Origin of the sequence: Rubrivirga sp., assembly GCF_965213695.1 — a bacterium.
Taxonomy (GTDB): Bacteria; Bacteroidota; Rhodothermia; order Rhodothermales; family Rubricoccaceae; genus Rubrivirga.
In genome coordinates, this window is sequence record NZ_OZ243912.1 from 2479273 (window position 1) to 2492918 (window position 13646).

General features: G+C 74.7%; 10 protein-coding genes. 6 read left to right on the top strand and 4 right to left on the bottom strand.

Features of this window, described 5'->3' with window-relative positions:
• Positions 1 to 70: 70 nt before the first annotated feature.
• On the bottom strand, positions 71 to 1255 hold the full coding sequence (locus tag ACOOHE_RS10945; protein WP_420454117.1) for a hypothetical protein: 1185 nt from the start codon (positions 1253 to 1255) through the stop codon (positions 71 to 73).
• A gap of 73 nt (positions 1256 to 1328) precedes the next feature.
• Between ACOOHE_RS10945 and pepT the strand changes: the two genes are divergently transcribed.
• A complete protein-coding gene (gene pepT, locus ACOOHE_RS10950; RefSeq protein ID WP_420454118.1) occupies positions 1329 to 2618 on the top strand; it encodes a peptidase T in 1290 nt (429 codons plus the stop codon).
• On the opposite strand, the gene ACOOHE_RS10955 is transcribed toward pepT, so the two are convergent.
• A complete protein-coding gene (locus ACOOHE_RS10955) occupies positions 2615 to 3175 on the bottom strand; it encodes a hypothetical protein (protein WP_420454119.1) in 561 nt (186 codons plus the stop codon). The two genes, pepT and ACOOHE_RS10955, sit on opposite strands and share 4 nt — an antisense overlap.
• Before the next feature lie 153 nt (positions 3176 to 3328).
• Between ACOOHE_RS10955 and ACOOHE_RS10960 the strand changes: the two genes are divergently transcribed.
• Together ACOOHE_RS10960 and ACOOHE_RS10965 are read left to right on the top strand one after the other, a co-directional pair.
• Positions 3329 to 3514 carry a hypothetical protein gene (locus tag ACOOHE_RS10960; protein ID WP_420454120.1) on the top strand — a complete coding sequence of 62 codons (186 nt, stop codon included), beginning with the start codon at positions 3329 to 3331 and terminating at the stop codon, positions 3512 to 3514.
• Between the two features lie 71 nt (positions 3515 to 3585).
• Entirely contained in the window at positions 3586 to 4749 is a 1164-nt protein-coding gene (locus ACOOHE_RS10965; protein WP_420454121.1) for a hypothetical protein, read from the top strand.
• Between the two features lie 169 nt (positions 4750 to 4918).
• Here the strand turns inward: ACOOHE_RS10965 and ACOOHE_RS10970 are convergent, their stop codons facing one another.
• Complete coding sequence (locus ACOOHE_RS10970) at positions 4919 to 5239, bottom strand: DUF2188 domain-containing protein (protein WP_420454122.1); 321 nt, start codon at positions 5237 to 5239, stop codon at positions 4919 to 4921.
• Between the two features lie 82 nt (positions 5240 to 5321).
• Here ACOOHE_RS10970 and ACOOHE_RS10975 point away from each other — a divergent pair, with 82 nt between their 5' ends.
• From ACOOHE_RS10975 to ACOOHE_RS10985, 3 genes are all read left to right on the top strand, one after another.
• On the top strand, positions 5322 to 7634 hold the full coding sequence (locus ACOOHE_RS10975) for a penicillin acylase family protein (RefSeq protein ID WP_420454123.1): 2313 nt from the start codon (positions 5322 to 5324) through the stop codon (positions 7632 to 7634).
• A gap of 457 nt (positions 7635 to 8091) precedes the next feature.
• Positions 8092 to 9783: a M28 family peptidase gene (locus ACOOHE_RS10980; RefSeq protein WP_420454124.1), complete on the top strand. Its 1692-nt coding sequence runs from the start codon at positions 8092 to 8094 to the stop codon at positions 9781 to 9783.
• Between the two features lie 179 nt (positions 9784 to 9962).
• The gene (locus ACOOHE_RS10985) at positions 9963 to 10529 is read left to right on the top strand and encodes a hypothetical protein (RefSeq protein ID WP_420454125.1); all 567 of its coding nucleotides are present in this window, start codon (positions 9963 to 9965) and stop codon (positions 10527 to 10529) included.
• Positions 10530 to 10616: 87 nt separating this feature from the next.
• Here ACOOHE_RS10985 and ACOOHE_RS10990 read toward each other — a convergent pair whose 3' ends face one another.
• Positions 10617 to 13430 carry a S8 family serine peptidase gene (locus ACOOHE_RS10990; RefSeq protein ID WP_420454126.1) on the bottom strand — a complete coding sequence of 938 codons (2814 nt, stop codon included), beginning with the start codon at positions 13428 to 13430 and terminating at the stop codon, positions 10617 to 10619.
• Positions 13431 to 13646 lie beyond the last annotated feature (216 nt).

Here is a 13646-nt window from a genome sequence, read left to right on the forward strand (position 1 = left end):
GGGCGCAAGCTAGCGTGGGTTGCCGGACGGCCTCGCGACGACCCAGCACGGCCGGGCCCGCTCGCGCGGCTCACCCCGGGTCGTAGAGCGCGACCCACACGTCGAAGTCGTCGCCGCCGTAGCCGGTCACACGCGCGGGACCGAGGGCGCCGGCCGCCGCGACCCGGCCGTCGGCCAGGACCGTGAGCGCGTTGAGCGCCGGCCACCGGCCCTCCCGCCCGAACCGCCACACCGGCCCGACCGCCTCGCCCACGACCGACACGAAGGCGTCGGGCGGCGATTCGAGCCCGCCTGACACCCGCATCCACCCGACCGCCAGCCGGCCGTCGGGCAGCGCCGCGACCGGGCCCGAGCTCACCGGCCGCTCTCTGTTGCCGTCCCCGTACGCGCCGGCCGACCGGGCGACCTCGACCGCCCCACGCTCGGCGCCGTCGGCCGCGCCGTAGCGGACGACGCGGACGGCCGAGCCCTGGCCGGACCGGCTCCGCGCCTCGGCGACGGCCACGCCATCCGCCGTCGCCGCGAGCGCCGAGGGCGTCCACTCCGACGCCGCCGCCCGGCGCCACACCGCGGTCCCGTCGTCCGGGCGGATCCGGGCCAGGACCCCGCCCTCGGCCCCCCACCCGATCACGTAGACGCCGCCGTCGGGGGCGGGCGCGACGGCCGTCAGCCCCTGGACGCCCTCGACGCGGACGGCCCACCGCTGGGCGCCGTCGGCGTCGAACCGGTAGAGCTGGGGGCGGTCGGCCACGCCGGGGTCGATGGCGACGACGAGCCCGCCGTCGGGCAGCGGGACGACCGACCTCGGCGGGGCGTAGCCGCCCGCGACGTCGAGGACCGTCGGCCCGCGCGCGCCCCGCTCGTCGGTCCGGAGCACGCGGAGGGCGGAGCCGCCCGGCTCGTCGGGCCCAGACGCGACCGACACCACGAGCCCGCCGTCGGTGGTCGCCGCGCCGACCACGGCTCCGAACCCGAGGTCGCGGTACACCTCGGCCGACGCCAGCGCGCCGTCGAGGTCGAACCGCAGGACCGCCGGGAACGCCAGCGTGCCGTCGGCCGGGCGCGGCCGGCCCTCGACCGAGCCAACGACGACGATCCGCCCTTGCGCGTCCTGGACGAGGTCAACGGCGGCGTCGGTCCCGGGCGTGGCGTAGACGAAGGCGTCGCCGTCGACCCCGGTCGTGTCACAGGCGGCGAGGGAGAGGGCGGCGAGGGCCAGGGCGAGCGGGCGCCCCGCGAGCGGGATCTGCGACATGGTCGGGCGGGGGGAGCCGCAACGATCCCTCGCGCGTCCGTCCGCCGCAAGTCACTCCCTCCCCCCTGCCCCGATGACGTCCCCCCGCCCCTGGCGCGAGGTCGCGCTCCCGCCCGTCGCCGAGCGGTTCTGCCGCTACGCCGAGGTCTGGACCACCTCCGACCCCGCCTCCGACACGTTCCCCTCGACCGACCGCCAGCGCGACCTGGGCCGGATGCTGGTCGACGAGCTGACGGCGCTCGGCGTCGAGGCCGAGCAGGACGAGTGGGGCTACGTGTTCGCGACGCTCCCCTCTCCCCTGTCCGAGGCGTCGGCGCTCCCCGTGCTCGGGCTCGTCGCCCACCTCGACACGTCGCCGGACGCGCCGGGCCGGGACGTCCGCCCCCACGTCCACGAACGCTACGACGGCGGCCCGGTCCGCTTTCCCGGCGACCCCGACCTGGTGCTCGACGCCGACCGCCAGCCGGCGCTCGCCGAGCACATTGACCACGACCTGGTTACGAGCGACGGGACGACGCTCCTCGGGTCCGACGACAAGGCCGGCGTGGCCGTCGCGATGCAGCTCGCCCACGACCTCGTCCGCGCCGAGGCCGACGCCGTCGCCCGGGGCGAGCGGCCCGCGCTGCGCCCGACGCTCCGGCTGCTGTTCACGCCCGACGAGGAGATCGGCCGGGGGACCGACAAGCTCGACCTCGCCCGGTTCGACGCCGACGTCGCCTACACGCTCGACGGGAGCGGGACCGACCGGCTCAACGTCGAGACGTTCAACGCGGCCGAGGCCGTGCTGACGGTCGAGGGCGTCGGAGTCCACCCGGGCTACGCCAAGGGCGTGCTGGTCAACGCCGCGCGCGTCGCCGTCGCGTTCGTCGCCGCGATGACCGACCCGGCGCCGGAGACGACCGAGGGGCGGGAGGGCTACCTCCACCCGCACACCGTCGAGGGCACGGCCGAGCGCGCGACGGTCCGCGTCCTGCTCCGCGACTTCGACGACGACGCGATGGAGGCTCGGCGCCGCCGCGTCCGCGAGCTGGCCGACGAGGTGGACGGGGCGTTCCCCGGGGCGACCGTCGCCCTGGCGATCACCGAGAGCTACCGGAACATGCGGGCCTACATCGAGGACGTCGACCCCCGCGCGATCTCGGTCGCCGTCGAGGCCGCGCGGGCGATGGGATTCGAGCCCGAGCTCGAGCCCGTTCGCGGCGGGACCGACGGCGCGCGGCTCAGCGAGAAGGGCCTGCCGACACCGAACGTGTTCACGGGCGGCCACGACTTCCACAGCCGGTTCGAGTGGAACACGGTCCAGAACCTCGAGCGGGCCCTCGCCTACGCCCACGCGCTCGTCCGCCGGTGGGGGGCGGGCTAGGGGACCGGGGTCGTTTGGACCTCGACGGTGAACGTCCCCTCGACCTCCGTCGTGGTGCCCGGACCGGCGGGGCCGCCCAGGAGCGTGGCGTCGAAGCGGCCCGTGATCTGTCCGTCCGAGACGTCGAAGATCTCCACCTCGCCGCTCTGGCCGAAGCCCTCGTTTGTGACGATGCCGTTCGGGTCGACGACGCCGTCCACGTCGTACAGCACGAGGAACGGCCCGGTCTCGCCGCCCTGTCCCGCGGGCGTTGCGATCAACGAGACGTCGTAGACGCCGGGCGTGAGGGGGCCCCGCGTCAGGCTTACGAGGCGGATCGTATCCGGGGCGTCGTCGGCAACGAGGAGGAGGCCGGTGATCGTGAGCCCCTCGCTCGACGTCACGACGGCCTCCCCTGTACGGTCGTCCAGGCCGGCCGTCCCTTTCAGGACGCGCGTCTCTTCGGACGTCTGGACCGTGGCCTCGAACGTGAAGTCCGCGACGTCCTCGACCGGGGTCGCGTCGCAGGCCGAGAGGACGAGGAGGGCCGCGAGCGCGAGCGGACGAGACACGATCATGTCGATGCCAGGAGGTGCAGAACGAAGGTGAGAAACGTTCGCCGGCATGTCAATAGCGGACCCCTCCGCGTGGAGGCCGAGAAGAAGCCCAGTCCATCGGGAAACCGCCCCCCTCTTGACCCGTCCCCCTGTCGCCCTCTCGCCGTCACCCCGATGCCGCTCACCCGCCGCCAGACCCGCACGTTCGTCGCCGTGATGGTCGGCCTGATCCTGACGCTGTCGGTGCTCGCGACGGTCCTCATCACCCGGGGCTGGGCCGACGACGACGTCCAGCGCCAGGTCGAGCAGCAGGAGACCGAGCGGCGCCAGCAGATGCCGAGGCTGAGCCCGGACGAGTAGGCGGCGGCCCGGCGGTGTAACCCCGCGCTCGCGGGGGCCGTGGGGCCAAGGCACGGATGCCCCTCCGACCGATGACTGCCCGCCTCCTCGTCCTCGCCCGCCTCCTCGCCCTCGCGCTCGTCCTCGCCGGGTGCTCGTCGGCGGACCCGGCCCCGCCGGAGACGGAGGCGACCGGGCTCCCGCTCCTCGCGCCCGGCCTCACCGTCGGGACCACGTTCTACGGCAGCGCCGACGTCTCGGCGCAGGGCGCCGCCGAGCGCGAGCTGCTGGACCGGGCCATCGCTCGCGGGCTCGACGGATTCACGGTCTACGTCGACTGGTCCGACCTCGAAGCCGAACCCGGGCAGGCCCACGTCGCCGAGCTCACCGCGACGCTCGGGGTCCTCCGCCGTCTGGGGCTCACCCCGTTCGTCAACGTGACCGTCGGCGACATCGGGGACTACAACCTCCCAGCCGACCTGTCCGACGGGGCCGGCGGGCTCGCCGACGGGGTGGCCCTCGACGACCCGGCCGTGACTGATCGGTTCGGGCGGATCCTCGACGCCGTGGCGCCGGTCGTGGTGGCGCACGGCGGGTTCGTCCTCGGCGTCGGGAACGAGGTCGACGTCCGGCTCGACGACGACGGCGCCGACAGCCGGCCCCGCCTCAGCGGGGAGCGCGAGGCGTACGTCCGGTTCGTCGAGGCCGCTCGCGAGCGGGTCCACGCCGTCGAGCCCCGCCTGGCCGTCGGCGTCACGCTCACGAACGGGGCGGTCCGCCGCCGGACCGCGACGTTCCGCGCGCTCCGGGCCGTGGCCGACGTCGTCCCGTTCAACCACGCGCCCGTCCGGCCCGACCTCACCGTGCTCGACCCGGGCGCGATCCGGGCCGACTTCCGCGAGGTGGCCGAGGCGTACGGCGACGGGCCGATCCTCATCCAGGAGCTGACGTGCCCAAGCGCGCCCTCGATGGGCGCCTCGGAGGCGTGGCAGCGGGCCTGCGTCGAGCGCCTGTTCGCCGAGGTCCGGGCGACGCCCCGGGTCCGGTTCGCGTCCGTGTTCACGTTCCAGGACCTCGACGCGCCCACCTGCCGGGCCGTCCGCGAGGCCCTGTTCGGCGACGAGCTCGACGACCTCCCGGCCGACGTGGCCGCGCGGCTCGCGGACTACCTCTGCTCTCTCGGCCTGATCGACCCGGGCGGGGCCCCCAAGCCCGCGTGGTCCGCCCTGCTCGACGCCCTCGGCGCGCGGACCTAGGGCATCCGCAAGCGGTCTCGTAGTCGCGCCGGCGGGACGGGACCCTGAGCGGGGCGGAGAGCGGAGGGTAGAGGACGGAGGGTGGGCGCCCCAGGCGACCCTCGCGATGGGCGCGTCAAACGGCCCACGAGGGGGAGGTCGCCCGCGCTCGCGTGGCCGACGAACCGCCCTAGCTCCGGCGGCTGAGCCCGACCCCGAGCGCGACGAGGGCGGCGGCGCCGACGGCGAGGTAGACCGGCTGCGACAGGACCGCGTCGAGCCAACCGCCCTGCGGCGCCGGCAGCTGGTCGAACGTGTGGACCGTCTCGATCTGGCCCGAGTCGCTGTGGACCACGACCCGGCCGGCCCCGAGCTGGCGGACGTAGCCCGCCGCCCGGTCGACGGCGGCCTCGCGGTCGTCGGTCTCGAACGACAACGTCGGCGAGCCTTCGAGGCGGACGCCCCAGCGCTCCTCGCGCGGGACGACGTGGTACACGTTGGAGTTGGCCATCGGGCGGGCGGGCGATGATGAGCCCGTGCTACGCGCGTCCGTACCATCCGGTCCCTGACCGCCGCGCCTGCCGATCCCCGACATGAAACGAGTCCTCATCGTCGTCGCCGTCGCCACCGTCCTGCTCGTCGGCCTGGGGGCGGTCGGCGTGTGGAGCACGGTGCGGGCGAGCCTGCCCGACCTCGAGGGCGAAGTGGCCGTGGCCGGCCTTGGCGCGCCCGTCGCCGTCGAGCGCGACGCGGCCGGCGTGCTGACGATCCGCGCCGGCTCCCGCGCCGACGCCGCCCGGGCGCTCGGGTTCGTCCACGCCCAGGAGCGGTGGTTCCAGATGGACCTGCTCCGCCGAGCGCCGGCCGGCGAGCTCTCGGCCCTCCTCGGCGCGGCCACCTGGCGCGCCGACTCGACGCACCGGCTGCACCGGTTCCGGGCCCGCGCCCGAGCCGTCGTCGCGGCGCTCCCGGCCGACCAGCGGGCCGTCCTCGACGCCTACGTCGGCGGGGTGAACGCCGGGCTCGACGCGCTCGGCGCGCGGCCGTTCGAGTACCTCGCACTCCGCCAGGCGCCCGAGCCGTGGCGGCCCGAGGACTCGATCCTGGCCGCGTTCGCGATGGTCCTCGACTTGCAGTTCGACGGCGGCCACGGGATCGAGCTCGACCGGACCGCCGTCGAGGCCGCCCTGCCCGGCCCGCTCGCGGCGTTCCTGATGCCCGAGGGCGACGAGTGGGACGCACCCATCGAGGGCGACGCGATGGAGCCGCCGCCCGTCCCCACGGCCGCCCAGCTCGACGGCGTCCGCCCTGGGGCCGAGACGCGCGCGGTGCCGGACCCGCCGGTCCCCGGCTCGAACAACTGGGCCGTGGCCGGCGACCTCAGCGCCACCGGCAGCGCCCTCGTCGCCGACGACATGCACCTCGGCCTGCGGCTCCCCCACATCTGGTTCCGCGCCTCGCTCGTCGTCGGCGACCGCCGCGTCACGGGCGTGACGCTGCCCGGCACGCCGCTCGTCGTCGTCGGGAGCAACGGGGACGTGGCGTGGGGCTTCACCAACTCGTACGCCGACTACATCGACTACGTCCGCCTGGTGGAGGACCCCGACCGGCAGGGCTGGGTGCGGACCGACTCGGGGAGCGTCGCCATCGACACGCTGCGCGAGCGGGTGGCCGTGGGCGACGAGGTCCGAGAGGTCGTCGTGCTAGAGACGCCGTGGGGGCCGATCACGCACCGCGACGCCGACGGAGCGGCCTACGCGATGCAGTGGGGCGCCCACCGGCCCGAGGCGACCAACCTCGCGCTCCTCGATGTCGAGAGGGCGACGACGCTGGACCAGGCGCTCGACGCCGCCAACCGGGCCGGCATCCCGGGCCAGAACTTCGTAGCCGGCGACCGGGCCGGCCGGATCGGGTGGACGATTGCCGGCCAGCTCCCCCACCGCGTCGGTCGGGACGGCAAGCGGCCCGTCGACTCGACCGACCCCGACGCCCGGTGGTCACGGTTCCTCCGCCCCGACGAGGTCCCGCGCGTGGTCGACCCGGAGGACGGGCGGCTGTGGACGGCGAACGCGCGCGTCGTCTCCGGAGAGGCGCTGGCGGTGCTCGGCGGCGACAACTACGCCCACGGCGCCCGCGCCCGTCAGATCCGCGACGCGCTCCGGGCGCTCGACGCGCCGATCTCGGAGCGCGACCTGCTCGCGATCCAGCTCGACGACCGCGCCCTGTTCTACGCCCGCTGGCGCGACCTCCTCCTCAACACACTCGACGGCGCGCCCGACACGGAGGCCGCCCGCGCGCTCGGCCCGCCCGTCCGAGACTGGAGCGGCCACGCCGACGACCTCGGCTACCGACTCGTCCGCGACTTCCGGTCCGCGGTGGTCGAGCGCGTGCTCCCGCCGCTGATGGCGCCGGTCGTCGCGCGCGAGCCCCGGGCCGAGTTGCCCGGCCGCGACGAGACGGTGGTCTGGCAGCTCGTCGCTGAGCGTCCGCCCCACCTGCTCCCGGCCGGGCACGCTTCGTGGGACGCCTTGCTCCTCGACGCCGCCGACGCCGTGGCTCGCGACGACGTGAGCACGCCGTGGGCGGTCACCAACACGCTGCGGATGGAGCACCCGATGGCCTCCGTCCTCCCGGGCCTGGGCGACAAGCTCGTGATGCCGATGCGCCCGCAGGCCGGCGACCAGCGGATGCCGCGCGTCTCGGGCCGGTCGTCCGGGGCGTCCCAGCGGATGGTGGTGTCGCCGGGCCACGAGGAGCGCGGGATCTTCCACATGCCGGGCGGCCAGGCCGGCCACCCGCTCTCGCCCTACTGGGGCGCCGGCCACGACGACTGGGCCGAGGGCCGCCCGAGCCCGTTCCTGCCCGGCGAGACCCGGTGGACCCTCGCGCTGGTGCCGCCGGGCTGACGGGCGCGGACTCGTCTCTCCTCTGGCGACGAGCTCTTCCGTGTCCCCCGGGAGCCTGACAGGGGGACGCCGTTTCCCGACGCCCGCCCCCGTCATCCCCGCGCAGGCGGGGATCCATAGGGGGCCGCTCGCCGAGACGGAGCGCCGGATGGATTCCCGCCTCCGCGGGAATGACGGCATGAGAGGGAGGAGCCGAACGGTGAAAGCCTCCCCTTGTCAGCGCCTTCGCGGGGATGACGATTGGTTTGTGTTGCAGTTTGGATGCGCACTGAGAACTCGACGGCCCTGCGCCTTCGCTGGACCGACGGGTGGGGGTGAGAGGTCGAGTGCGAGAGCGGCCTCTACAAGCCCGCGGAGACGACCCTGCCCGTTTCCACATGGCTCCCCGAGCCGCCCTCAGCGGGGCCGTCCCTCGCGCGGTGGCGTAGACTTGCGGCCTCCCCCGCCCTGCCACCCGATGCCCCGGCTCTTCCTCCTCGTTCCCCTCCTCACCCTCGCCGCGTGCGGCGACACCGACACGGCGCCGGCCGAGGTCGTCGCGTTCGACGCCAGCGCGGCGCCCGATCCGCCCCCGGCCGCGCTCGCGGCCATCGACACGGTCGCGCTCCGGGCGCACGTCGCCGCCCTCGCCGACGACGCGATGGGCGGGCGCGGGACCGGGACGCCCGGCGAGCAGCTTGCGGTCGACTACATCGTCGCGCAGTTCCGCGCGAGCGGGCTGGTGGGCGGGATGCCCGACGGGTCGTTCACCCAGAACGTCCCGCTCCGGAGCGTCCGCGTGACCGAGGCGACGCCGCTGACGTTCCGGCCCGACGTCGGTGAGCCGGCGTCGTTCGACTTCGTCGAGGACGCCGCGCTCTCGACCGACACCGACGCCGCGAGCGTGTCGCTGGACGGGGCCGACCTGGTGTTCGTCGGCTACGGCATCACGGCGGAGGGCTACGACTGGGACGACTTCGGCGACACGGACGTGGCCGGCAAGGTGCTGGTCGCGTTCGTCAACGACCCGCCGGCGACGGCCGAGGAGCCCACCCTCTTCCAGGCCGACACGCTGACGTACAACGGCCGGTGGACCTACAAGTACGAGGAGGCCCGGCGGCGCGGCGCGCGCGGCGTCCTGCTCGTCCACACCGACGAGATGGCCGGCTACCCGTTCGGCGTCGTGGCCGACGACGCCTTCGGGGCGCATCCGAGTGGGGCCGAGCCGCCCGACGGCGCGCTCGCGGTCCGCGGGTGGATCAGCCGGCGCGCGGGCGAGGCGCTGGCCGAGATGTCGGGGTCGTCGCTCGATGCGTGGATCGAGATGGCCGGCCGGCGCGGGTTCCGCCCCGTCGAGCTGCCCGTCGTCGCCGACGTGTCGATGCAGGTCGAGCAGTCGGCGGACCTGGTTGGGCAGAACGTGGTGGCCAAGCGGCCGGGCCGCTCGGCCGAGGCCGTCGTCTTCGGGGCCCACCACGACCACCTCGGCACGAACGACGAGTTGGTGGCCGCGGGCCAGGACGGGATCTACAACGGGGCCATCGACAACGCCTCCGGCGTCGCCATGATGATCGAGATCGCCGACGCCTTCGCCCAAGCCGGCGACCTCGAGCGGACGGTCTACTTCGTCACGTTCACGGCCGAGGAGGCGGGGCTCCTGGGCTCGGCCTACTTCGCGGCCCACCCGCCGGTCCCGCTCGGCCAGATCGTCGCCAACGTCAACGTGGACAGCGGCAACCTGTTCGGCGAGACCGACGACATCGTCGGGATCGGGTCCGAGCGGAGCGACCTGCGCGGGCTGTTGGAGACGGCGGCGGCGGCCGAGGGGATGACGGTCTCGGCCGACGCGGCGCCGAACCAGGGCCTGTTCTTCCGGTCCGACCAGCTCGCGTTCGCGCGCGGCGGCGTCCCGGCCGTGTTCATCAACACGGGCGACCGGTATCGGGGCCGCGAGGCCGGCTACGGCCAGGCCGTCCGCGACGCCTACCGGGCCGACCGCTACCACCAGCCCGGCGACGAGCTCACCGACGACCTCTCGTTCGGCGGGATCCTCCAACAGACGCGCGTGGCGTTCCGGCTCGGCTACGCGCTCGCCGCGAGCGACCTCCGGCCCCAGTGGCGCCCGTCGGAGGCGTTCGCGGAGACGCGCCGCCAGTCGCAGGCGGAGTAGGGTCCAGGGTTCGTGGATTGGCCGCGCCGTCGCTGCGCGGTCAGGGTTCGTCGCCCGCGAGTTTGGCGCTGCAACCCGCCGGCTCCAACCCGTACGAGTCTCCGCCCGCCGCGTGCGAAGGCGAGCCCCAGCGCTCCGGGCCCCAGCACGTGAACCCCAAACCTCGACCCCTTCCGGCCATGCGCCCTCTTCTCTTTGCCGGCCTCGCCCTCACCCTCGCCGCCTGCGGCTCGCCCGACCCCGACGAGGTGGCCCCCGCCGACGTGGCCGAGGACGCCACGCGCGAAGCCACTCGCGAGGCCGGCGACATCGACCTTGACCTGGGCGACCTGGCCGTGTCGTCTGAAGTCGCTGGCGACGTCGTCCAGGTGGTCGCCACGCGGGACGGGCACGTCGAGCTGGGCGTGACCGACGAGGTTGTGTTCTCGCGCCTGTCGGAGAGCCTGCGCGCCGAGATCGAGGGCGAGATGGCCGACGAGACGAAGGGCGAGACCGGGCTCGGCGGGACCATCGCCCGGGCCGTGACGGGCGCCGTCGCCGAGGGCCTGGCGGTGGCCGTGTCGGTCCCGCTCGCCGACGTCCGCGACGTGCGCTACGAAGACGGCCGCGTCGTGATCGAGATGGCCGACGGCGGGCCGTCGCTGTTCGACACGGCCAAGAGCGGCGACCGGCCGATGCTCGAGCAGTTCGACGAGGACGCCGGCCGGCGGCTGGCCGAGGCGTTCGACAAGGCGACCGGGCGGTAGCGGAGCGGCCCCGACGGGGTGCCCCGAACGCCGCGCGGGGCGCGACCCGAAGGCCACGCCCCGCGCGGGGAGATCGTCGGGCGGGCGTCAGCGCGCGACGGTCATCTGCCGAGTGAACGACTGGCCACCGGCGGCGAGCCGATAGACGTAGGTCCCCGCCGCCAGCGATGCGGCCTCGACCGAGACCTCGTGGCGGCCCTCCGGCATCGGGCCCTCGGCGAGCACGGCGACCTCGCGGCCGAGCACGTCGTAGACGGCGAGCCGGGCCGGGCCGGCCTCCGCAAGCGAGAACGCGATCCGCGTCTGCCCGCCGAACGGGTTCGGCGCGTTGGCCTCCAGCGACCACTCGTCGGCCGTGGCCGAGGCGGCCGGGACGGACGCGAACGCGGCCGACGTGCCGCCGCCGACCGAGACGGCCGACGGGTCCACGGCGTCGTAGACCGCGAACAGGCGGACGGCGGCGGCCGTGTACTCGCCGCGCGAGACCCACTCCTGGGGCCCGAACGTCGCCGTGACGACCGGCCCGGCCGGCGTGTTGGCGACGGCGAACTGGGCCTGCACCAGGCCGGCGTCGAGCGCGAGCTGGACGTAGCCCCGGTACGCCGGGTCGATGGCGTCGGTGTCCTCCACGAGCACGCGCTGGCCCATGAACGTGGCGTAGACGTCGCCGTCGTACCCGCTGGCGATGTCGTGGAGGCCGAGCGCGCCGACGAGCGAGTACGCCAGCTCCTGGTGCTGGACGCCGCGGTCCGTCGCGGCCTCGCCGTTCACGAGCGCCATCAGGCCCGGCGCGAACCCCTCGCGGTCCTTGAGCGCGGCGCCCTCGGCCGTGACGGCCTCGACGAACGGCTGGAGCGCGCCGCCGACGGCCGGGAACGCCGGGACGTCGACCGGCGCGGCCTGGCGGACGCCCGTCCCCATCACGAGGTAGCGGGCGAGGTCGCCGCGCCGCAGGCGGACGTCGGGCCGGAACCACCGCCGGTTCACGCCGTCGGCCAGCCGCTCGACGACGGCCGTCTCGATAAAGCCCCGGGCCGGGTGGTCGCCCACGTCGTCCAAGCCGAGGAACCCGGCGGTCTCGACGAGCGAGACGGTCGCGTCGATCTGGCCCGGCAGCGCCGTCCCGTTCGTCACGCCGAGCGGGTCGGTCGGGACGCCCGAGATGCTGCCGATCCCGCTCACCGAGAACGTCCACGTGCCGGCCATGCCGGGCGCCGAGACGGCGGCGATCTCGCCCAGGACGGGCAGCGTGATGCCCGAGCCGTAGCGGTTGCCGGCGGGGTCGGTCAAGACGATGGCGACCGTGTTCTCGGGGACCGTCGCGCGGGCCTTCACGAGCGTCACGTCCGGGCCGACCTCGAACGTCACCGTCTCGGGCTCGCCGACGGGCGAGAAGAAGACGGAGACCGGGAACGAGGCGCCCTCCGACAGGAGCGCGCGGGAGTTGAACGTGGCGTACTCGTTGACGAGCGCGCGCGCGCCGACCGGCTGGCCGAGCGCCGCCGCGACGGCCCCGTGCGCGTTGACGTAGCCCGTGCCGACCTCCCAGGCCTCCCGGCCCGGCATGTTCGTCGCCGTCCGCTGGAGGAGCGCCTTGACCTCGATCGGGTCGAGCGTCGGGTCGGCCTCCAGCAGGAGCGCGACGATGCCGGCCACGTGGGGCGTCGCCATCGACGTGCCCGAGATCATGGTGTAGAACGGGAGGTGGGCCGGCGCGATCCGCTCGGCGTCGGCCTCGCCGCCGTTCGCCGTCCCGTTCGAGATCGACCGCGTCGAGACGATGTCGACGCCCGGGGCCACAATCGTCACGTCGTTCGTGTAGGTCCAGGTCTGGCCGTCGTACGTCTGGAAGTCGTAGGTCTCGCCCTTCCGGCCGCGGCTCGAGAAGTCGGCGAGCGCGCCGAGCCGGTCGCCGGCGCCGACCGACAGGACCCAGGGGGCCTGCGCGTAGATGTTGTGGGTGTCCTCGCCCGGGCCGCTGTTCGAGGCCGCGAACAGGACGACGATCCCGCGCTGGAACGCCCGGTACGACGCCTGCACGATCGGGCTCTCGGGCGCGAACTCGCCGTCGGACCCCCACGAGTTGGTGATGACGCGGATCGGGTCCTCGAACGAGAACTGGTGGGTGATGGCGTAGTCGAACCCGCCGAGCCCGTCCAGGATGAACAGGCCGCCGCCCGATCCGTAGCCGATCAGGCTCGCGCCCGGCGCGACGCCCTCGTAGAGCCCGGCGCTCCGGACGCCGAGCCCGGCGACGGTCCCGGCGCAGTGCGTCCCGTGGCCCGAGTTCGTGTCCGTGTTGGGCGTGCCTTCGAGGTAGGTGATCGGGAGCAGCGTGCTGAAGGCGTTCAGGTTGGTCACGGCCTGGACGTTCTCCAACACCTTCGTCCCGTACGGGAGGTCGGCGTGCGTCGCGTCGATGCCGGAGTCGTTGACGACGACGGCGACGCCCTGGCCCGAGAACGGGAGCCCGGCGCTCGTCCGGAGCGTCGGGTCGACGCGGAGCCGGTCGACGCCGGTGAGCTGGCGCGCGTCGTCGTTCGAGTACTCGAGCTCCTCGTTGAGCCAGACCGACGCGACGCCGGGGAGCGCCGCGATCTGGGCCACCTGGGCCGGCGTGGCGAGCGCGCCGGCGATGGGCAGGCTCTCGAAGAACAGGCCCCGGACGCCGACCGCCGTGAGGGCCGTCCGCTGGGCGACCGTGAGCGGGCCCTCCTGGTCAAACGTCACGACCACCTCGACGGGCGTCAGCGGGCTGGCGACGGCGAGGACGTCTTGGAGCGACGGGCCCAACAGGGCTCCGCCCTGGCCAAAGGCCGGGAGCGCGAAGAAGAGGGAGAGAACGACGACGAGACCGCGGAGCCGGTGGCCGGGCTGGGCGGTGGGGAAGCAATGAGACATGGGAGACGGGGGTGGAGATGGGAGTGGCCTTGGGCCTGCACACAACCTCCATCATCCCCCGTCTCCCCGACACCGGCCGTCCTCCCAGACCCGCGTCGGCCTCGCACGACCGCCCTTGTCGGACGCCTCCTACGCCCGCCGAGCCATCGCCGCAGGCGCCTCGCTCGTCCCCGCTCGACCTCCGGCCGCGGCGCCCGACGCTCCGCGCCGTTCCGA